This window comes from Cohnella sp. AR92, from assembly GCF_003990975.1.
Classification (GTDB): Bacteria; Bacillota; Bacilli; order Paenibacillales; family Paenibacillaceae; genus Cohnella.
Genome location: NZ_RZJR01000007.1, coordinates 55,289 through 77,001, shown reverse-complemented (window position 1 = coordinate 77,001; position 21,713 = coordinate 55,289). Strand labels below are relative to the sequence as shown.

The following is a 21,713-nucleotide window of genomic DNA, read 5'->3' as shown; positions in this document are numbered from 1 at the left end:
CGCATTGAAGCAAGATCTGTCACAAAAAGGAGAAAACTTTAACGAATGTTGGCAATCGACGTCCATCAGCTGCGGAAGCAGTTCAAAGTACAGAAGAACCGCGTCGGCGTCAAGGGAGCCCTGCTCGATCTGTTCAAGCGCGAGCATACCTTGGTGACCGCCGTGAAGGATATCAGCTTCCAGATTCCGCAAGGCGAGATCTGCGGATACATCGGAGAGAACGGAGCCGGCAAGTCGACCACCATCAAGATGCTGACGGGCATTCTCGTCCCGACCTCCGGCGATATCCGCGTGAACGGCTTCGTTCCGCATAAGGAACGGGAGGCGTTCGTGAAGGAGATCGGCGTCGTCTTCGGCCAGCGAAGCCAGCTGTGGTGGGACATCGGGGTTATCGAGTCCTTCCGGCTGCTGCGCAAGGTATACCGGGTGGGCGAGTCGGACTTCAATCGGCGACTCGATGAACTGGTCGAGACGCTGGATCTCTCCGAGCTGCTGAACCGGCCGGTGCGCAAGCTGAGCCTGGGGCAGCGGATGAGATGCGAGCTCGTGGCCGCCCTTCTCCACCAGCCGTCCATCCTGTTCCTAGACGAGCCGACGATCGGTCTTGATATTATGGTCAAAACCCAGATCCGCGATTTCCTCCAGAAAATCAACCGAGAGCTCGGAACGACCATTTTGCTGACCACCCACGATCTTCAGGACATCGACGCGCTCTGCTCCAGGGTTATTATGCTCGATGACGGCCATATCATCTACGACGGAGGCCTGGATGAGCTGAAGGACCGGTGGAGCAAAGGGCGCGAGATCGTGTTCCAGTTCACGGACGCCGTCTCCCTGGAACGGGTCCGGTCGTTGACGGACGGCTTGGACGTCCGTTGGACAGTCGAGAACGAGTGGACCGCCAAAGTGTGGATTCCCCGCGAGATGAACGTCTCCGACGTGCTGGCCCGGGTCGTGAGCTCGGCGGAGATCAGCGATATCAAGATTCTCGAGACGAACACGGACGAGATCGTTCGCGAGATTTACCGCACCGGAAGCTCGGATGCGGGGGAGGCCCTCCGTGGTTAGCGCTTATTTCGATTTCGTCCGCATCCGATTCCTGACGATGCTCGCTTATCGGATCAACTATTACAGCGGGATCGTCATTTATTGCATCAACATCGGCGCTTATTATTTCATGTGGAGAGCGATCTACGGCGATGCCGAGACGCTCGGAGGCTTCACGGTCGCGCAGATGACGACCTATATCGCCGTGTCCTGGATGGCGCGGGCGTTCTACTTCAATAACCTGGACCGCGAGATCTCGAACGAGATCCGGGACGGGAGCGTCGCCGTGCAGATGATGCGTCCGATCTCCTACTTATTGGTGAAGATGATGCAGGGGTTCGGAGAAGGAGCCTTCCGCATGCTGCTGCTCATGGTCCCTGGAATGATCGTCGCGACCCTGCTGTTCCCCGTCACCCTACCGACCGATCCGATGCGCTGGTTCGTCTTTTTCATCATGTTATGGTTCAGCTTCCTGATTAATACCCAGCTTAACCTTCTTACGGGCCTGTTCGCGTTCTTCGTGGAGAATAACGAGGGCTTGATGCGGATGAAGCGCGTGCTGATCGATCTGCTGTCGGGCGTGCTGCTGCCTCTGACGTTCTTCCCGGGCTGGGCGCGAACGATTCTGGAATGGCTTCCGTTCCAAGCGATCACGTACCTGCCGAGCTCGGTGTTTACCGGGCGGCTGAACGGCGTGGAAGTCTGGAATGCGCTGTACGTTCAGATGATCTGGTTCCTGGCGTTGATCGTTCCCATTCTGCTGATGTGGCGTTCGGCCCGCAAGCGGCTGTTCGTGCAGGGAGGGTGAGCGCAGGTGAAAATCCTTTTCTCGTTATCGCTTTTTCGGGAGTATATCGCCAATTACCTGAAGACGAAGCTGACGTACCGCGCCGACTTCTGGGTGGAAGTCGCGTCGGACCTGCTGTTCTCCGCGATGAACCTGATCTTTATCTTCGTCGTCTTCCAGCACACGCCGTCTCTCGGGGATTGGAGCGAAGCGGAGGTCGTGTTCGTCTACGGCTACTTCATGATTCCCTACGGCCTGTTCAGCACTTTCTCGAATCTATGGAACTTCGGGGAACGCTACATCATCAAGGGGGAGATGGACCGTATCCTGACCCGTCCGGCCGGATCGCTGACGCAGGTCATGCTGGAGAACGTGGATCCTCCGTCCCTGATCGGGTCTCTCGTCGGCATAGGAATCATGGCAACCTCTTGGTGGAAAATGGGGCTGACGTTCGAATGGTACGATCCTTTGGCGCTCCTCGCGCTCGTTCTCGGGTCGACTCTGGTTTATATGGGCATTTACACGGCGATCGCGGCGCTCTCCTTCTACTCGGACGCGCCGACCGGCATCACGCCGCTCATCTACAACATTCAGAATTATGGCCGGTATCCGGTCCAAATCTATAATAAAACCATTCGGTTCTTGCTCACCTGGCTTCTGCCGTTCGCGTTCGTCGGGGTGTATCCGGCTTCCTTCTTCCTGGAGGATCACCACGATCCGCTTATGGCATGGCTCACCCCGGCGGCGGGACTGATCGTCGGCGCGATCGGGCTGGCCGTGTGGACGCACGGGGTCAAGCGTTACCGGGGCGCCGGTTCTTGATTCGTTCTGGCAATGATAAACAGAAAGAAGTGAAGCATTCATGACGCAGGTTCAATTTGGACAAGCGGTTCCGGACTTCGCCCTGCCGTCGTCGACGGGAGAGGACGTTCGACTCCGCGATTATCGCGGCCGCAAGGTCATCGTTTATTTCTATCCGAAGGATATGACGACGAGCTGCACCCAGGAGGCATGCGACTTCCGCGACGCCTATCCCCGGTTCGAGGAGGCGGGCGCCGTCGTTCTGGGCATCAGCCCGGACCCGGTGAAGTCCCACCTGAAGTTCATCGGCAAGCATGAGCTGCCGTTCGTGCTGCTCTCCGATCCGGAGCATCAGGTCGCCGAGCTGTTCGGCGTATGGCAAGAGAAGAGCATGTACGGGAGAAAATACATGGGAATCGTGCGCTCGACCTTTTTGATCGACGAAGAGGGCAAGCTGGCCAAGGAATGGAGAGGCATTCGCGTGAAGGGGCATATCGCGGACGTGTTGGCCTCCGCTTCCCAGCAATAAGCGGCTTCTGCCGATTGCGGAACGACTGGGACTCGCCTTGACGCTTTAGAACGGGCAAAGATATAATTACTTCAATTGCAATGAATCCGCGAAACGGCGCGGGCCTGCCTCGGCAGGCCTGCGATCACGTTTTACCCTCAGGAGGCTCGGTTAGGACAGTGACTAATAACCCGCATGAAATGATCGTCGTACTGGACTTCGGCGGTCAATACAATCAGCTCATCGCCCGTCGGATTCGCGACCTTGGCGTGTACAGCGAGCTGCTGCCGTACAACACTTCCGCAGACAAGATTCGCGCTCTGAACCCGAAGGGGATCGTCTTCTCCGGCGGTCCGGCCAGCGTTTACGCCGAAGGAGCCCCTTCCGTCGATCCGGACGTTTATGAGCTCGGCGTTCCGATTCTGGGCATCTGCTACGGCATGCAGCTCATTACCCACCAGCAAGGAGGCAAGGTCGAGCCGGCAAGCAAGCGCGAATACGGCAAGTCGGACGTCGACTTCGTGGAAGGCAGCGCGCTCGTGCACGGTTTGGACAACCGTCAGACGGTATGGATGAGCCACGGGGACCATGTCACCGAGCTTCCGGCCGGCTTCAAGGTCGATGCCAGCACGCCTCATGCGCCGGTAGCGGCGATGAGCCATGCGGACCGCAAGCTGTACGCGGTTCAGTTCCACCCGGAAGTGCGCCACTCCGTTTACGGCAACGAGATGATCAAGAACTTCCTTTATAAGGTCTGCGATTGCAAGGGCGACTGGAGCATGACGTCCTTCATCGAAGACACGATCGAGGACATCCGCAAGCAGGTCGGCGACAAGAAGGTCCTGTGCGCCCTGTCCGGCGGCGTCGATTCCTCCGTCGTGGCTATCCTGCTTCATAAGGCCATCGGCGATCAATTGACCTGCATGTTCATCGACCACGGCCTTCTTCGCAAGGGCGAAGCCGAAGGCGTCATGGAGACGTTCGTCGGCAAGTTCGACATGAAGGTCGTCAAGATCGACGCTCGCGAGCGCTTCATGGGCAAGTTGCGCGGCGTTTCCGATCCGGAGCAGAAGCGCAAGATCATCGGCAACGAGTTCATCTACGTGTTCGATGAAGAGTCCGCCAAGTTCGACGACTTCGCCTTCCTCGCTCAAGGGACGCTGTATACGGACATCGTCGAGAGCGGCACGGCGACGGCTCAGACGATCAAGTCCCACCACAACGTCGGCGGCCTGCCGGAAGACATGAAGTTCGAGCTCGTCGAGCCGCTGAAGGCGCTGTTCAAGGACGAGGTTCGCAAGGTCGGCACCGAGTGCGGCCTGCCGGACGAGATCGTCTGGCGCCAGCCGTTCCCGGGTCCGGGCCTGGCTATCCGCGTTCTCGGCGAAGTGACGGAAGAGAAGCTGGAGATCGTTCGCGAATCCGACGCCATCCTGCGCGACGAGATCGCGAAAGCCGGTCTCGACCGCGAGATCTGGCAGTACTTCACCGCGCTCCCGAACATGAAGAGCGTAGGCGTCATGGGCGACGGACGCACGTACGACTACACCGTCGGCATCCGCGCCGTTACCTCCATCGACGGCATGACCGCCGACTGGGCCCGCATTCCGTGGGACGTGCTCGAGAAGATCTCGGTCCGCATCGTCAACGAGGTTAAGAACGTCAACCGGATCGTCTACGACGTGACGTCGAAGCCGCCTGCTACGATCGAGTGGGAATAAGATAGGACTGAATTATGGCATAACCGTCAGGACCGCTTCAAGGAGCGGTTTCTGGCGGTTTTTCGTAACGGAGAGTTAATCAGGGAGGTGCCGTTCATGACGCAGAAACACTTCCATTCCAACCCCGATCCGGAGAGCGAAGGGCCGTTCGACCTCTATGTGACCCACTGGGGCAAGGAGGACTGCGCGCCGCTTCACTCCTTCGGACCGGGCATCCGCGACGTATACAAGTTTCATTTTATCCATAAGGGGCAAGGGATCGTGAAGGTCGGAGGAGAGACTTATGCGCTCTCGGCCGGACAGGCCTTCGTGATCTATCCGAACGTCGTCATCTTCTATCAAGCGGACGAGCACGATCCTTGGACGTACTCGTATTGCGGATTCCGGGGGAACTTGGCGGAAGGGTGGATGGCTAGGACGAGCCTCGCTCCCGAGCAGCCGGTCTTCGCGATGGACCTGCAGGTGATGCCGTATCTCTACGAGCAATTGACGGAGACGCTTGCCCACGAGAGCAGCCGCGACCTTCGGTTGAATGCGGTCATGTACCGGTTCATGACGGCGCTGATCGAGACGCTGCCCGCCTGTCCCGCCGAGGAAGCGGGAGGGGCGAAGAAAGCAAACGTGTATGTGCATCGGGCGATGGAGTATATCCATGCCCATTACGCCGAATCTTTGTCGGTCGAGCAGCTCGCCTCCGATCTGGGGCTTGACCGGAAATACTTTTCCGCCATATTCAAAGAGGGCAGAGGGCTGCCTCCCCAGCAGTACTTGATGCAATACCGGATGCGCAAAGCCTGCGAGCTTCTTCGGGGCAGCACCTTCTCGGTGGGAGAGATCGCAAGGTCGGTCGGGTACGAGGATGCGCTGCTTTTCTCCAAAATGTTCAAGAAGTTCGCGGGAGCATCGCCGACGGAGTATCGGAATGGGGGACGTACTTTATCTGACATTATTCCATAAAGCCCTTCCATGCTGACATAGGCTTGTTCGGACTTGGAGACTATGATGAATGTATTCCAACTATGAGGAGGAACATTCATGGTTTATCAAGCAAGCGAGAGCAGGTACGACAACATGACATATAACCGCTCCGGCAAGAGCGGGCTGAAGCTTCCGGCGATCTCGCTGGGTCTCTGGCATAACTTCGGCGGCATTAACGTTTACGAGAATGCTAGGACGATGGTGCGCCGAGCCTTCGACTTGGGCATTACCCACTTCGATCTGGCGAACAACTATGGACCGCCTCCAGGTTCGGCGGAAGAAACGTTCGGCCAGCTGCTGAAGACCGACCTGGCCCCATACCGCCACGAGCTGATCGTCTCCACGAAGGCCGGCTATTACATGTGGCCGGGGCCATACGGAGAGTGGGGCTCGAAGAAGTATCTGGTGTCCAGCCTGGATCAAAGCCTGAAGCGGATGGGGCTCGACTACGTGGACATCTTCTATCACCACCGTCCGGATCCGGACACGCCGCTCGAAGAGACGATGGCGGCGCTCGACCTGATCGTTCGCCAAGGGAAGGCGCTTTACGTCGGCCTCTCGAACTACTCGGCGGAGCAGACGAAGGAAGCTTCGAAGATTCTGAAGAGCCTCGGCACGCCTTGCCTCATTCACCAGCCGAGCTACTCGATGATGAACCGCTGGATCGAGAACGGCCTGCAGGATGTTCTGGACGAAGAAGGAATCGGCTCCATCGCCTTCTCGCCGCTGAACCAAGGCATCCTGACGGATCGCTACCTGAACGGAGTCGCCGCGGATTCCCGCGCAGCGGGACCGAGCGTCTTCTTGAAGGCGGAAGGAATCAGCGAAGAGACGATCGCCAAGGTTCGCAAGCTGAACGACCTCGCGGCGGGCCGCGGCCAGAAGCTGTCGCAGATGGCGCTTGCCTGGGTGCTGCGCGGCGGACGCGTGACGTCCGCGCTGATCGGCGCGAGCAAGGTCAGCCAGATCGAGGATGCGGCAGGGGCAGTTCGCAACCTGGAGTTCACCAAAGAAGAGCTTGACCTGATCGACGGCATTCTTGCCGAATAAGCGCGATAGGGAAGACCCGAGGAGGGCCGGCGACAGCCAGCCATTCCTCGGGTCTTTATTTGGATTTTCCATAAAATGTGTACATTAACCTATGAAAAATAACTGTAAGCGGTGTCATCACGAATATTTTATCGAATAACCATAAAAAAGTTCGTTTTAACGATTGACGAATCAGTGCTTTGTACCTAAAATGATGATTGTTAATGAACGGAATCGAAGTTTTTCGTATAATCCCGGGAATAGGCTCGGGAGTTTCTACGAGGTCACCGCAAATGATCCGGCTACGAAAAGCAGAGAGCGATATCGGGGAGCGTCGTATCACATTCCCTCGGTATACCTTTGCGCGGATATGCGGAACCTAGGAGAGACATCTTCTGGGTTCTTTACTTTTTTATCGGAGCAAACCGTGTTCGATTCGAATCTTAAAGAGAAGGGGTTCTATGAGACATGCAACGATTCTTTAAGCTTAAAGAATTCGGCACCAACATTCGCACGGAGATCATGGCGGGGATCACGACCTTCATGACGATGGCGTACATTCTGGCAGTCAACCCGCTCGTACTCGGGCCTTCCGGACTGGACACCTACGGCATCTTCCTCGCAACGGCGCTTGCCGCGGGTATTTTCACGCTGGCGATGGGATTGTTCGTCAACTTCCCGGTAGCGCTGGCTCCAGGGATGGGGCTTAACGCATATTTTGCAACAACGGTTGTCGCTTCCCAAGCGACCGGCCATCCGATCAGCGCTTCGATGGCGCTCGCGGCCGTCTTCATGTCGGGGATTATCTTCCTGATCCTGACGGTCACGAAGGTTCGCCAGATGCTCGTCGTTGCCGTTCCGGACGGACTGAAGCATGCGATCACGGTCGGCGTCGGCTTGTTCATCGCTATTATCGGCCTGAAGACCAGCGGCCTGATGACGATCTCGCTTGACGCATTCGCGCGCGACTTCGCTCAAGGCAGCTATACGAACCTCGGCGGCAGCGAAACGGTTATCCACATGGGCGACCTGGCTGAACCGGGCGTATGGCTGACCATTCTCGGTCTAATTATTATCGGCGCCTTGATGGTGCTTCGCGTTCGCGGCGCTATCCTGTTCGGCATCCTGATCACGACGCTGATCGGCGCGATTCCCGGTGTCGACGTTGTCGACTTCGGCACGCTGAAGGGTCAAGATTGGGTTCCTGACTTCTCCAAGCTGAACTTCTGGGACTTCGACTTCGCAGATTTGTTCTCCACGGGTATCCTGACGGCTATCGCAACATTCACGTTCGTTGAATTGTTCGATACGTTCGGAACGCTGGTCGGCACGGCGAACCGCGCTGGCTTCTTGAAAAACAAGGAAGAAGGCAACAAGCGCATCGGTAAGGCCATGATCGTCGACTCCCTCGCCGTCAGCGGCGGCGCTATGCTCGGCACGAGCACGATGACCGCGTTCGTCGAGAGCTCCGCGGGCATCGCGGAAGGCGGCCGTACCGGTCTGACCTCCTCGACGACGGGCGTTCTGTTCCTGGTCTCCCTGTTCCTGGCTCCGATTGCGCTGCTCATCCCGACTCCGGCTACGAGCGCGGCTCTGATCATCGTCGGCGTCCTGATGATGCAATCCGTCAAGGAGATCGACTTCTCCGACCTGACGATCGGCATTCCGGCGTTCCTGACGGTGGCCATGATGCCTTTCACTTACAACATCGCCAACGGTATCTCGTTCGGTATCGTCTCCTACGTTATTCTTGCTACGCTGGCGAACCTGCGCGGCGAGAAGAAGCACAACGTTCACTGGCTGATGTGGATCCTGTTCGTCCTCGTTATCGCCCGCTACCTGTTCATCGGGTCGGAAGGCTAAGCAAGGCGCGCAAGATCGAAGCTGCCGTACATCCGCGCGAAGCGGCGCCAATTGGGTACTGGGTACCCAATTCGGCCGAACATCCGCGCGAAACGGCGCCAATTGGGTACTGGTTACTCAATTCGGCCAAACATCTGCTCGAAGCGGCGCCAATTGGGTACTGGGTACCCAATTCGGCCGAACATCCGCGCGAAGCGGCGCCAATTGGGTACTGGGTACCCAATTCGGCCGAACATCTGCGCGAAGCGGCGTCAATTGGGTACTGGGTACTCATCTCGGGCGAACATACGCACGTTGCGGCTCCATTTCGTTACACTGAGCATGGCTCACTTCCTCAAAGCGTTCTCTCTATCTCGATAGAGGGGGCGCTTTTTAACATGTTAAGTGCTCTGCCGAAAAGGAAAAACTCTGCCTTACTTTGTGGGGCGATCCCGTACTCCGCCGCACTTTGCGGCATCGTACGTGCTCACATGACCCGCCTTAAACGTGCCCTCCAACCTAGGACGGCGGGGAAGAAGAAGCAGACTGCCCACATGGTATGGAAAATGAGCTGGAAGGCGTAAGAAGGTAGTTAGAATGCCTATATGGTGCGGAAACTGAGCTGGCGGGCGTAAGAAGATAGTGAGACTGCCTACATGGGGAGGCATGAGGTTAGTTGGCGGAGGAAGGTAGTCAGACTACCCACATGGTGCGGAAAGCGAGTTAGCGGGCGGAAGAAGGTAGTCAGAATGCCTACATGGTGCGGAAACTGAGCTGGCGGGCGTAAGAAGATAGTGAGACTGCCTACATGGGGAGGCATGAGGTTAGTTGGCGGAGGAAGGTAGTCAGACTACCCACATGGTGCGGAAAGCGAGTTAGCGGGCGGAAGAAGGTAGTCAGACTGCCTACATGGTGCGGAAACTGAGCTGGCAGGCGTAAGAAGGTAGTTAGACTGTTCACATGGGATTCAACGCAAACAAATAAGCTTCCCCCTAGCTGTCGTGTTAGGGAGAAGCCTCAATTGCAATCTATTCGAACCGGAAGCTGGCAACCCGAACGTCGCGGCTCAGCTTCAGCCGGACGCCGACGATGCCGGCTGGAGCTGCGATCTCTCCGCCGATCGTTCTCCAGGCTTGCGTGCCGCCGGTCGCGATGATCTCGAGGCTGCCGATCGCCTCTTCGCCGTTCGGTCCGACGGCCGAGAGCTCGATCCGGCCTCCGCGCGGCGAAGAGACCTTCGCCTCGAAGCGGCCGACGCCGGCGCCGGCGAAGCTTGCGTCGCCGTAATACGCCCAAGCGCCGTCGCGCACGGCCGCGACGCTGCTGCCGCCCTGCCTGCATTCGTCGATGACGACGCCCTCGTAGTCGTCATAGTTGCAGGCGGCCGTCGGCAGGCGCGGATCGCGCGGAGGGACCGTCTCGCCGACAATCTCCAGCGAGGCTTCAAGCGCGATATCCTCGGAGGACCGGCCTACGCGAAGCTCCCACGTTCCGTTCTCCAGGCACCAGCGGTCGCGGGTCACGTCCCAGAACGCCAGCTCGGACGCCTTCACCGTGAAGGCCGTCTCGGCGCTCTCGCCTGCCGCCAGCTTGATGCGGCGGAAGCCGAGCAATTGCTTCAGCGGACGCTTGACCCGCGAGGCGCCGGCGGAGCCGTACAGCTGCACGACTTCTTCGCCCGCTTGGCTGCCGGCGTTGCGCACGGTCACGCGGACGGTGACTTCGCCGCCTTCCGACACGGAGGAGCGATCCAGCCGCAAGCCGCTGTACTCGAACGGAGAGTAAGTCAAGCCGTGACCGAACGGATAAAGCACGGGGCCTCGGAAGTAGCGGTACGTGCGTTCTCCCTTGATAATGTCGTAATCCATGAAGTCGGGCAGCTGGTCGACGCCTCGATACCAAGTCATATTGAGGCGGCCGGCCGGCGCATATTCGCCGAACAGGACGTCCGCGAGCGCGTTGCCGAGCTCCGGGCCCGCATGCGAGGTGTAGAGGATCGCCGGAACGTGCTCGTCGGCCCAATTGACGGCGAACGGGTAGCTGCCGACGATAACGACGATCGTGTTCGGGTTGGCCGCGCAGACTTCGCGGATGAGCCGTTCTTGCGCTTCCGGCAGCGTGATATCCGGGCGGTCGATCGTCTCCTTGCCGTTGATGAGCGGATGGTTGCCGACGAAGACGATGGCCGCATCCGCGCCGGTTGCCGCCGCAACGGCGTCTTGAATGCCGTCGTTGACGATGACGGTATCGAAGGCAACGGCACGCACCTTGCCCTTCGCTTCAGCCGCAGCCTTGCGTTCCTCCGGCGATCCAAGCGAAGAGAATTCGACGGCAAGCCGGGGATCGACGGTCAGCAAGCCCTCTTCGCCGATGCCGATTCGCGCGTTGTTCCAAGCGGCGAGGCTCAGCTTGCCCGTCTCCGGCTTGTCGATCAGCAGCGCTTCCTTGGTGAACCAGCCGAAAATCTCGTTCGAATCGGCGGTAACGTTCACGTCATCCTGCGTGGTCACGTACTTGCCCGTCGTCTCGGCGACGATCGAATGCGCCCGCCAGCCCCAGTCGGTCAGTTCGAACGTCTCGGCTCCTTCAGGGGATTCCAGCGTTGCCGCCAGCTTGCCGTCCGGACGAATGGCGACGAACTTGCCGTCCGCGGCCAGCTTGACGCGGTCGTTCCCGCTGGCGAAGGCCGCCTGCCCGGCCGCCGCTTCCAGCTTGGCCCGAATGGCTTGGAGGGGCGTGACGGCGTACGGGAGGTTGCCGCTGTACCAGTCGCGGTAAACGATGTCCGCCAGAGGGCCGACAACGGCGACTTTAGAAACGCGTTCAGCGTTAAGCGGAAGAGCGCCTCCGGCGTTCTTGAGCAGCACGACGTTCTTGCGGGCGGCTTCCGCCGCGACCGCCTTATGCTTATCCGATCCGATGACGTCTTCGCCGATGCCGGAATAAGGAACAAGCTCCTCCGGATCGAACTCGCCGAGGCGCATGCGGACGCGGAACGTGTTGCGCAGCGCGATGTCGAGATCGTTCTCCGTCAGCGTACCGTCCGCCAGGGCATCCTTGATCGCTTGCTTGGAGATCGGATGGTCGTCGGTAATGCTGTCGATCCCGCTTTTGATATTCGCCGCCACGGCGTCCTTATAGTTGTCGAAGTAGGCATGCTCGTTGACCGTTCCGAGCACGTCGCCCGCATCGCTGACGACGAAGCCGTTCATGCCCCATTCGCCCTTCACGATGCCGTTGACCTGCGGGTTCAGGTTGGCCGGCACGCCGTTGACCGAATTATAGGCGGTCATCATCGATTGCGCTCCGCCTTCCTTGAACGGAATCTCGAACGCCTTCAGGTAATATTCGCGCATGTTGCGAGGATCGATGCTGACCGAGCACACGCCGCGGTCGACCTCGTTGTTGTTGCCGATAAAATGCTTCAAGCTGGCCACGGCACGAAGGTAGAAGGGATGATCGCCTTGAATGCCTTGCGCCAGCGCGGCGGCCAGCTTGCCAGCCAACACTGGATCTTCCCCGTAGGCTTCCTCGTTGCGTCCCCATCTGGGGTCGCGTTCCATATCGACGGTCGGCGCCCACAGCGTGAGGCCGTTAAGGGCGGGATCGCGGCGGAAGAACCCGCGGGCCTCGGTGCCGATCGCTTCGCCGACTTGTCGAAGCATCTCTTCGTCCCACGTGCAGGCCAGGCCGACGGGCTGAGGGAAGTAGGTCGCCTCGCCGAGCCAGGCGATGCCGTGGGCGGCTTCGGTGCCGTGCTTGTACGGCTTTACGCCGAGGCGCGGCACCGAATCCTGGTATTGGCCCATCAGATTGATTTTCTCTTCTATCGTAAACCGGGATACCAGGTCGTTCACGCGGGTCTCGAGCGGGAGGTCGGGATTCTCAAAAGGGTAACGGTTCGATTCGTTCAAGACGGATGCCTCCTCCAAATTTATGCAAGCGCATTCAAAGTAAGTTCGCTAACGACCATTTTACTCTTTATCGCATAGAGGAAATACCCTCATTATTCAACCTAAAATCCGTGCAATTTCGGAGAAAGGGTTGCGCATATCGTCCGCTTTGCCCCAAAATAACGTATGGGTCAAAAGCTGTATGCGCTTACGCCATGGCGGCAGGGGAGGGTGAACGTGCTGCGCCGGTTGACATTGCTTTTAAACGATATGAAGCTGCGCAACAAGATGGTGCTCTCTTATATTCTGTTTTTTATATTGCCGTTCATTATCGTCGGGTTCTTCGTGGTGAGGGAATACCGGGATTCCGCCTTGTTAAAGGCAAAGGAACAGATAGAGAGCTCCATCGACCGGATCAAGATTCGGACGAACGAGACGCTAGACATCGCGATCAATCTGTCCAGCCGGTTAAGTCTCGACTCGGACATGGAGCAGATCGCGACGACGCGCTATCAGAATCGCAACGACGTCGTGGAAGCCTATCGGGACTTCACGACATTCCGGATGTTCCTGGATTTCAACCCGGAGATCTCGCAGATCAAGCTGTTCATGGACAATCCGACGCTGCTGAACAACTGGGAGTTCTTCCCCGTCGACGCGGCGCTGAAGAATACGTTCTGGTACCATTCCGCCCTGGAGCATAGCGGTCTGATCGGCTGGTATTACTTCCCCAATGAGACTCGCACCCGCGGCAACCTGCTCAGTCTCGTTCGCAGCGTCTATTTTCAAGAGGAACGATCCTTCGGCGTCCTCGCGGTGGACGTCAATACGGAATATTTGAATTCGATGCTCAGGCAGGAGAACGCCGATACGCTGCTGACCGACGAACAGGGCTTCGTCGTGGCCTCCAACCGGACGGGCATGACCGGCAAGCTGCTCAAAGATACGTCGTTAGGCGCGGAACTGTCGGATAAGGAGCCCGGATCGTACGAGATGACGATCGACGGAGTCGAATCGAAGGTCATTATCGACAAGCTGACGCCGGATAAGAGCTATTCCAGCCTCACGATCATAACGATCTACTCGGTGGACAGCATCGTCAAGGAAGCCAACCGAATCAACGTGCTCGGCGTTCAGGTCATTTCGATCTTCGTCGTGCTGTCGATCCTCATGATCTATTTTATTTTCGCGGTCATCACGAAGAGATTGCTCAAGTTCAGCCGGCAGATCAGCAAGGTATCGATGGGCAACTTCAACGCCGCGATCGCGGTGGACGGGAAGGACGAGATCGGGCAGATCTCCAGGCAGTTCAACCAGATGGTCGTGAACATTCGCGAGCTGATGGACGAGGTGACGGAATCCCACCAGCATGCCAGCGAGCTGGAACGCAAGCAGAACGAGATCAAGCTGAAGATGCTGGCCAGCCAGATCAATCCGCATTTTCTGTACAATGCCCTGGAATCCATCCGCATGAAGGCCCACCTGAACGGGGAGAAGGAGATCTCGCAGGCGGTCAAGATGCTGGGCAAGCTGCTCCGCAAGAACCTGGAGATCACCGGGCAGATGATTGCCTTGAAGGACGAGATGGAGATAAGCCGCGCTTACTTGGAGATCCAGAAGTTCAGGCATGAGGAGAGGCTGAATTACGAGCTTCGCCTAGAGCCGGGGACGGAGGAGATTCGCTTGCTGCCGCTGCTCGTTCAGCCTCTCGTGGAGAACTCGGTCGTTCACGGCTTGGAGCGAAGCACGGACAGCGGAACCGTGAAGATTAGCGCCCGAATCGACGGAGAGCATCTCGAAGTGGCGGTGGCGGATAACGGCATCGGCATGAGCGCGGATAAGCTGGAGCAGCTCAGACACGCCCTCGGGCAGCAAGAATCGGAGAGAATCGGGCTTCATAACGTTCATCAGAGGCTTCTCATGACATACGGGGAAGAGGCCGGTCTTCTTCTCGAGAGCGAACCGGGAGAAGGAACGACCATTCGTTTCCGGATCCCGTTGGAGGGATGATAGATGTACAAAGTATTGATCGTGGACGATGAACCGCTCATCCGCGAAGGACTGCGGACGATTATCGGGTGGGAGGAGCTGGGCTACGAGGTCGTCGGCAGCGCCGCGGAGGGGCTGGACGCCTTGGACAAGGTGGCCCAGCTTGCGCCGGACGTTCTGATCGTGGACGTCCGCATGCCGGGGATGGACGGCTTGACGCTCATTCGAACCTTGCAGGAGAGAATGAAGCCGTGCCCGCGCTTCCTTATCCTGAGCGGGCATGCCGACTTCGACTATGCTCGCCAGGCGCTCGCGATGAGAGCGGACGCTTACCTGCTCAAGCCGGTGGATGAGGACGAGCTGACCGACAATCTGGCGAAGCTTAAACAACGTCTGGACGCGGAGAACAGGGCGGCCAGGCAGATGGATAAGAGCCCGGAGCGGAGCCGGGATGAGCTTCTTGTCTCGCTGCTGACCGGGCGAGGGGCGAAGGGGGCGGAGGCGAACGCCCATCCGGCGTTTAGAGCTTCCTCCTACGAGGTCATCCTGCTTAAGCTCGAGAGCAGATTCGAGATCGATTCCGAGAAAAGCGACGTTATCAAGCGTCGGCTCATCGAGACGTACGAGGCATCGGACAAAGCGCTATTCTTCGCGATGGAACCTTATCTAGGGCTTGTCCTCAAGGACGGGCACGGAAGAGGCGCCGTCTATGACGGTCTCGAGGCCATCTGCCGGGAGAACGGGCTTGATCTGATCGCGGTAAGCGGGGGGCGGGTCGATTGTCTAAGCGAGCTGCGGCTTTCGTTCCGCCGCGCCCAGGAGCGGATGAGAGGAAGGTTCGCTCTGGAGGGCGGCCGGCTGCATGGCTGGGACGAGCAGGGCGCCTTCTACGCGCCGTCCGGAGCGGGCAAGGAGCTGCCGGAGGCGGAGTCGTACGCGGAACGGTTATTCCTCGCGCTCGACGTCGGCAACGAAGAAGCGGCCTGTGCCGCGCTGCGGGAGATGGGAGCCGCGATGCTGGAGGCCAACATGCCCGAGCAATCCCTCAAAGCGGGCTTCGTGCAAGCCGTCACCGCCGCGCTGAACAAGCTGGCCGCAAGCCGGCCCGAACGGCGGGCGAGATGCCAAGCGTTCGCGACGGAAGTTCTCGAGATCTATCCGGAATACCGCTATGCCGGAGCGCTCGAACGGTTGAACGGCTTGATCCGCGAAGCGGCGGCCGAGTTCCGGGACTACGGCGGGGACAAGCAGGTCCAGAGGATGATCGACGTCATTCGCCGGAATTACCAGGAGAACCTGAAGCTCGAGTCGCTCGCGGAAGTGTTTAATTACAACAGCTCTTATCTCGGCAAGCTGTTCAAGAACACGACGGGGGAATCGTTCAACACCTACCTCGACAAGGTAAGGATCGAGAAAGCGAAGGAACTGCTGCAGGACGGAATGAAGGTATATCAGGTCGCGGAGAGGGTCGGGTACTCCAACGTCGATTACTTCCACAGCAAATTCCGCAAGTACGTCGGAGCATCTCCTTCCTCCTATCGCAAGAAGTAGAGAGATTGGAAACCATCCGAGAGATTACCCGACTTTTTGGATATTGTCGAGCCGGCCAAGCGCATCCGCAGCGATGCGCTTTTTTATATAGTAACGATGATTGCGCTTTCACTGATTTTTATATGATTTTGCCCCGAATCTTTGAGGTATCGACCGGCATTCGATTCTCTTATCATTAAGGCATACAGCAAGGAGGGATAACCATATGAAAGCGATAACAGAGACAGGCGTCCCCGGAAGCCCGCCTCGGACCACCTCGAAGTGGAGCCGATTCTGGCGCATCGCCTTCCGCAACCGTTACTTGTATCTCATGTCTCTGCCATTCGTCGCCTGGGTGTTCCTGTTCAACTACTATCCTCTCTGGGGATGGCTGATGGCTTTCCAACGCTTCAAGCCGGGCAAGTCCATCTGGGAACAGAAATGGGTCGGCTTCGATCAATTCAAAACGTTATTCCAAGACGATATGTTCTACCAAGTGCTGCGCAACACGCTGGCCATGAGCGTCATGGGGCTCGTCGCCACCTTCGTCGTCCCGATCGTGTTCGCGATCATGATGAACGAAATGAAGGGCATGTTCTTCAAGCGATTCGTGCAAACGGTTTCGTATTTGCCGCACTTCGTCTCCTGGGCCGTCGTGACTAGCATCGTCACCCGAATGCTCTCGACCGATAACGGAGTCGTGAACGACATTCTGATGGGCCTCGGGTTCATCCACGAACCGATCCAGTTCATGGCCAAAGGCAACCTGTTCTGGGGCATCGTGACCGTGTCCGACGTCTGGAAGGAGACGGGCTGGAACGCGATCATCTACCTGGCGGCCATCGCCGGCATCGGACCGGAGCTCTACGAAGCGGCCAAAGTAGACGGCGCCAGCCGGCTTCGCCAAATCTGGCACATTACGATTCCGGGCATTCGAACGACGATTATCATTCTCCTGATCATGCAGATCGGGCATCTGGTCAGCATCGGATTCGAGAAGCAATTCCTGTTGGGCAACAATCTTGTCCGGGACTACTCCGACGTGCTCGATCTGTACTCGCTTCGATACGGGCTGCAGATGAGCCGCTATTCGTTCGGCGTCGCGGTCAATATTTTCACCTCGGTCGTCAGCTTGCTCCTGCTGTTCACCGCGAACGGCATCTTCAAGCGATTCACGAAAGAAAGCGTTATTTAAGGAGGGTGCCAGCCAGTGACAACCTATCGTATGCGTAAAGGCGCACCTTTGTCCGACCGTATCCTCGACTTCGTCATCATCGTCGCTCTGCTCGTCGCCACCGTCGTCACGCTGTATCCGTTCCTGAACGTGCTCGCTCTCTCGTTCAACGACTCGACGGACAGCGTGCGGGGCGGCATCTCGATCTTCCCGCGGGAATTCACGTGGGAGAACTACAAAGTCATCTTCTCGTTCTCCGGCCTTGCCACCGGCTTCAAGATCTCGGTGCTGCGCACGCTGGTCGGAACGGTTCTGGGACTCATCAGTTCCTCTATGCTCGCTTACACGCTGGCAAGGCCCGATTTTCAAGGACGCAGGTTCGTCTCGACCTTCCTGGCCATTACGATGTACGTCTCCGCAGGCCTGATCCCGATCTACATCCTGATCAAAGATCTTCACATGATGGGAACCTTCGCGGTATACGTTCTGCCCGGCATGATCAGCGCGTTCAACGTGTTCGTCATCCGTTCCTTCATGGACGGCATCCCGTATGCGCTTCAAGAGTCCGCGAAGATCGACGGGGCGAACGACTTCACGATCTACTGGCGAATCATCCTTCCGATGGCGAAGCCCGCCTTGGCGACGATCGCGCTGTTCCTTGCGGTCACCCAATGGAATACCTGGTTCGATACGTATCTATATAACGGATCGAGCGATCACCTGACCACGCTGCAATACGAATTGATGAAAGTGCTGCAGAGCACGTCGTCGGGCAACAACGGGGATTATCGCAACTCGAACATGACCCAGGTCATGGCGACGGTGTCCCCGGAATCGGTCAAGATGGCGATTACGATCTTCGTCACGATCCCGATCCTGCTCGTTTATCCGTTCCTGCAGCGCTACTTCGTCAAAGGCATGACGCTCGGAGCCGTGAAAGGATAATCTTTCCGGCCTCCGGCTCCTATCGGTATCAACGGGGGAACCTGTTATACGCATAAATGATTTGTTATTATTACACGGGAGGGTTTAACTAATGGCACAACAGAGAAAATGGCCGGTCGTCCTGATGTCGGCGACGCTTGTCGCCGGTTTGCTTGCGGGATGCGGCAACAAAAACGATAACAACGGCAGCAGCGCTTCCCCATCCGGATCCGCCAGCAGTTCCGCCAGCAACAGTCCGGAAGCATTGAAACCGCTTACTCTTAGCTTCTATAGCGAGGACCCAAGCCCTAACTGGACGAATATGCAAGACGACGTAGGCAAGGAGATTACGGCGAAGACAGGCATCACCCTAGACGCGGAGTTCGCCGTCGGCGATGCCGTTCAGAAGTCGGCCCTAATCGCGTCGAGCGGCAAGTACCCGGACCTCATCAGCCCTAAGACAAGCATCAGCAAGTTCGTCGACGCCGGCGCGGTCATCGACCTGACCGACCTGATCGACAAGTACGGCCCGAACATCAAGAAGGTGTACGGGGATCAGCTGAAGCGTCTTCGCTACAGCAACGACGACCATGCGATTTACGTTCTTCCCACCTACGATGGCGTAGGCAAGACGTACTTCAACGCCGGCGGCGGCTTCGAGCTGCAGCACCGCGTCGTCAAGGAGCTCGGCTATCCGCAGATCAAGACGCTGCAGGATTACGAGAACGCCATCAAGGCATATCTCGAGAAGCATCCGACCGACGAGAACGGCAACAAGAACATCGGCCTGACGCTGAACGCGGACGATTGGCATATGTACATCTCCGTCACGAACCCGGCCTTCCAGGCGACCGGCGGTTCCGACGACGGCGAATACCATATCACGGACGACGGCAAGACGGTGACCTACCACTTCCTGCGCCCGGAAGAGAAGGATTACTTCAAGTGGCTCAACCACATGAACGCGGAAGGCTTGCTCGATCCGGAGAGCTTCGTTCAGAAGTATGACCAATACAAGGCGAAGATCGCGACCGGCCGCGTGCTCGGCCTGATCGACCAAGACTGGGATTACGGCGACGGCGAGAACGCGCTCAAAGCCGAAGGCAAGTTCGACCAAGGCTATGCTCACTTCTCGGTTACGCTAAACGATACGATCAAGGACCGCACGTTCCAATCGACCGGCTTCATGGCCGGCAGCGGCGTCGCGATCTCCAAGACGAACCCGGACCCGATCCGCACGATCAAATTCCTGGACTACCTCGCTTCCGACGAAGGCCAGGTTCTCGTGAACTGGGGCATCGAGGGCAAGCATTACAACGTCGTGGATGGCAAGCGCGTCATTCCGGAGGACGTACAGAAAAAGAAGTACAACGACACGACGAACTTCGTTAAGGAGACCGGCCTGAGCAACGTCGGCGGCCTGTACCCGCTGCTCGCTCCTCACTATGGCGACGGCGTGAAGGATCCGTCCGGCAACTACTACACGACGGTGTTCCCGGATCAGATCGTCGCCGGCTTCAACGACGTCGAGAAGGAGACGCTCAAAGCCTATAACGCGACGACTTGGAAGGACCTGTTCCCGAACGAGAGCGAATTCCCGGTCAAGCCTTGGGGCGCCGCTTGGAACATTCCGATTCCGAGCGACAGCGAAATCACGGTTCTCGACGAGAAGCTGAAGACCATCACTTGGAAAATGATTCCGAAGGCGATCCTCGCCAAGCCGGAAGAGTTCGACGGCATCTGGGACGACTACGTCAAGCAGCTGGAGAAGGCCGGCGTCCACAAGGCGGAAGAGCTGCGCGCCCAAACGGTCGCGGACCGCGTGAAGCTGTGGAACGAATAAGGTAAGGCAAGGGAAGGGAAAACGTTTTACAAGTGGTATAATGAAGGGCAGAATCCGCTTGCGGATTCTGCCCTTCTACACATCAAAGGAGCGTAGGTAAAAGTGACGATCTATCGATTCAAAGAAGGCTTCTCCTGGGGAGCGGCGACCGCATCCTACCAGATTGAAGGCGCATATGACGAAGACGGCCGCGGCTTGTCCATCTGGGATACCTTCTCGCATACCCCGGGCAAGGTCAAGAACGGGGACAACGGCAACGTCGCTTGCGACAGCTATCACCGTTACGGGGAGGACGTAAAGCTGCTGAAGGAGCTTGGCGTCTCGACCTACCGCTTCTCGATCGCATGGCCCCGCATCTATCCGAAGGGCAGAGGAGAAGTAAACCGCCTCGGCTTGGACTATTACCACCGCCTGGTCGACGCGCTGCTCGAGAACGGAATCGAGCCGTTCTGCACGCTTTATCATTGGGATCTTCCGCAGGCGCTCGAAGACGAAGGCGGCTGGAACAACCGCGCGACGATCGACGCGTTCGTCGAGTTCGCGAAGACGATGTTCGACGAGTTCGGCGGCAAGATCAAGAAGTGGATCACGTTCAACGAGCCTTGGTGCAGCTCGTTCCTGTCGAACTATCTGGGCATTCACGCGCCGGGCAACACGGACCTGCAGCTTGCGACCAACATCGCCCATCATATTCTCGTCGCTCACGGCCGCACGGTAAGCCTGTTCCGGGAGCAAGGAAGGGAAGGCGTCATCGGCATCGCGCCGAACATGACTTGGGCCGTTCCTTACGGGCCCAGCGAAGAGGACCGCAAGGCCTGCTTGCGCAACATCCAGTGGACCGGCGATTGGTTCAAGGACCCGATCTTCTTCGGCAAGTACCCGGATGAGCTTCGGGAGTGCATCGAAGGCGCCGGAGTGACGATTCCGATCCTCGAAGGCGACATGGCGGCCATCCGGCAGCCGATCGACTTCCTCGGCCTTAACTATTATTCGGCGAGCATCAACCGCTACAACCCGGATGCCGGCCTCCTCAAGAGCGAGCCGATCGAATCGCATTACGTGAAGTCCGACATCGGCTGGCCGTACGACGCGGTCGGCTTCTACGACTCGCTGCGCTACGTGAAGGACAAATACGGCAACATTCCGATCTACATCACCGAGAACGGCGCCTGCATCAACGACGGCCCGGATCCAGACGGCCGGGTGCGCGACGACCGGCGCATCGATTATTACAAGCAGCACCTGATCAGCTTGTCCCGCGCGATCGACGCCGGCGTTAACGTAGTCGGCTACATGGCTTGGTCGCTGCTCGACAACTTCGAGTGGGCGGAAGGCTACGACATGCGCTTCGGCCTCGTCCACGTCGACTTCCGCACGCTGAAGAGAACGAAGAAGGACAGCTATTATTGGTACGAGAAGGTCGCCCGCAACAATTGGTTCGAAGTGAAGTAAGCGAGCTGGGCTGGAGAAGCTAGCTTAGGCAATTAACGGAGGAGCCGTTCCCGCGCGCGAGGGACGGCTCCTCCTTGTTACTCTCCTCTTCGGGTCGTCGTTCGGAAATGACAACCTTCAAGGCCTCCCCTTAGGGAATCCGGTACCACTGAAGTCTGCCTATGCGCGAAGGCCGGGAGAAGGAATGGGGCCGGA

At 58.1% G+C, this 21,713-nt stretch carries 15 protein-coding genes and 1 riboswitch; of the genes, 14 read left to right on the top strand and 1 reads right to left on the bottom strand.

Features of this window, described 5'->3' with window-relative positions; translation table 11 throughout:
* Positions 1 to 45: 45 nt before the first annotated feature.
* The 8 genes from ELR57_RS12730 (at position 46) to ELR57_RS12695 (ending at position 8,734) form a co-directional block, all read left to right on the top strand.
* Positions 46 to 1,068: an ABC transporter ATP-binding protein gene (locus tag ELR57_RS12730; protein ID WP_126959460.1), complete on the top strand. Its 1,023-nt coding sequence runs from the start codon at positions 46 to 48 to the stop codon at positions 1,066 to 1,068.
* The gene (locus ELR57_RS12725) at positions 1,061 to 1,855 is read left to right on the top strand and encodes an ABC transporter permease (RefSeq protein ID WP_126959459.1); all 795 of its coding nucleotides are present in this window, start codon (positions 1,061 to 1,063) and stop codon (positions 1,853 to 1,855) included. Before ELR57_RS12730 ends, ELR57_RS12725 begins: the two co-directional genes overlap by 8 nt.
* Positions 1,856 to 1,861: 6 nt before the next feature.
* Positions 1,862 to 2,656, top strand: coding sequence for an ABC transporter permease (locus tag ELR57_RS12720; protein ID WP_126959458.1), 795 nt, complete (start codon positions 1,862 to 1,864; stop codon positions 2,654 to 2,656).
* Positions 2,657 to 2,696: 40 nt separating this feature from the next.
* The gene (bcp, locus tag ELR57_RS12715) at positions 2,697 to 3,164 is read left to right on the top strand and encodes a thioredoxin-dependent thiol peroxidase (RefSeq protein ID WP_126959457.1); all 468 of its coding nucleotides are present in this window, start codon (positions 2,697 to 2,699) and stop codon (positions 3,162 to 3,164) included.
* Between the two features lie 179 nt (positions 3,165 to 3,343).
* Complete coding sequence (gene guaA, locus ELR57_RS12710; protein WP_126959694.1) at positions 3,344 to 4,864, top strand: glutamine-hydrolyzing GMP synthase; 1,521 nt, start codon at positions 3,344 to 3,346, stop codon at positions 4,862 to 4,864.
* Between the two features lie 96 nt (positions 4,865 to 4,960).
* Entirely contained in the window at positions 4,961 to 5,821 is an 861-nt protein-coding gene (locus ELR57_RS12705) for an AraC family transcriptional regulator (protein ID WP_126959456.1), read from the top strand.
* Between the two features lie 78 nt (positions 5,822 to 5,899).
* On the top strand, positions 5,900 to 6,892 hold the full coding sequence (gene mgrA, locus ELR57_RS12700) for an L-glyceraldehyde 3-phosphate reductase (RefSeq protein ID WP_126959455.1): 993 nt from the start codon (positions 5,900 to 5,902) through the stop codon (positions 6,890 to 6,892).
* Between the two features lie 203 nt (positions 6,893 to 7,095).
* Positions 7,096 to 7,196: riboswitch (purine riboswitch) on the top strand.
* Between the two features lie 143 nt (positions 7,197 to 7,339).
* Positions 7,340 to 8,734 carry an NCS2 family permease gene (locus ELR57_RS12695; protein ID WP_126959454.1) on the top strand — a complete coding sequence of 465 codons (1,395 nt, stop codon included), beginning with the start codon at positions 7,340 to 7,342 and terminating at the stop codon, positions 8,732 to 8,734.
* Positions 8,735 to 9,741: 1,007 nt separating this feature from the next.
* Here ELR57_RS12695 and ELR57_RS12690 read toward each other — a convergent pair.
* A complete protein-coding gene (locus tag ELR57_RS12690) occupies positions 9,742 to 12,627 on the bottom strand; it encodes a glycoside hydrolase family 3 protein (RefSeq protein WP_238162512.1) in 2,886 nt (961 codons plus the stop codon).
* A 216-nt stretch (positions 12,628 to 12,843) separates the two neighbouring features.
* Here ELR57_RS12690 and ELR57_RS12685 point away from each other — a divergent pair, with 216 nt between their 5' ends.
* The 6 genes from ELR57_RS12685 (at position 12,844) to ELR57_RS12660 (ending at position 21,518) form a co-directional block, all read left to right on the top strand.
* The gene (locus ELR57_RS12685) at positions 12,844 to 14,616 is read left to right on the top strand and encodes a cache domain-containing sensor histidine kinase (RefSeq protein WP_158630017.1); all 1,773 of its coding nucleotides are present in this window, start codon (positions 12,844 to 12,846) and stop codon (positions 14,614 to 14,616) included.
* Between the two features lie 3 nt (positions 14,617 to 14,619).
* The gene (locus tag ELR57_RS12680) at positions 14,620 to 16,146 is read left to right on the top strand and encodes a response regulator transcription factor (protein WP_126959452.1); all 1,527 of its coding nucleotides are present in this window, start codon (positions 14,620 to 14,622) and stop codon (positions 16,144 to 16,146) included.
* Between the two features lie 205 nt (positions 16,147 to 16,351).
* On the top strand, positions 16,352 to 17,320 hold the full coding sequence (locus ELR57_RS12675; RefSeq protein WP_126959451.1) for an ABC transporter permease: 969 nt from the start codon (positions 16,352 to 16,354) through the stop codon (positions 17,318 to 17,320).
* A gap of 30 nt (positions 17,321 to 17,350) precedes the next feature.
* Positions 17,351 to 18,244 carry a carbohydrate ABC transporter permease gene (locus ELR57_RS12670; protein WP_126959692.1) on the top strand — a complete coding sequence of 298 codons (894 nt, stop codon included), beginning with the start codon at positions 17,351 to 17,353 and terminating at the stop codon, positions 18,242 to 18,244.
* Positions 18,245 to 18,335: 91 nt separating this feature from the next.
* Positions 18,336 to 20,066 carry an ABC transporter substrate-binding protein gene (locus ELR57_RS12665; protein WP_126959450.1) on the top strand — a complete coding sequence of 577 codons (1,731 nt, stop codon included), beginning with the start codon at positions 18,336 to 18,338 and terminating at the stop codon, positions 20,064 to 20,066.
* A gap of 102 nt (positions 20,067 to 20,168) precedes the next feature.
* Positions 20,169 to 21,518 carry a GH1 family beta-glucosidase gene (locus ELR57_RS12660; RefSeq protein WP_126959449.1) on the top strand — a complete coding sequence of 450 codons (1,350 nt, stop codon included), beginning with the start codon at positions 20,169 to 20,171 and terminating at the stop codon, positions 21,516 to 21,518.
* Positions 21,519 to 21,713 lie beyond the last annotated feature (195 nt).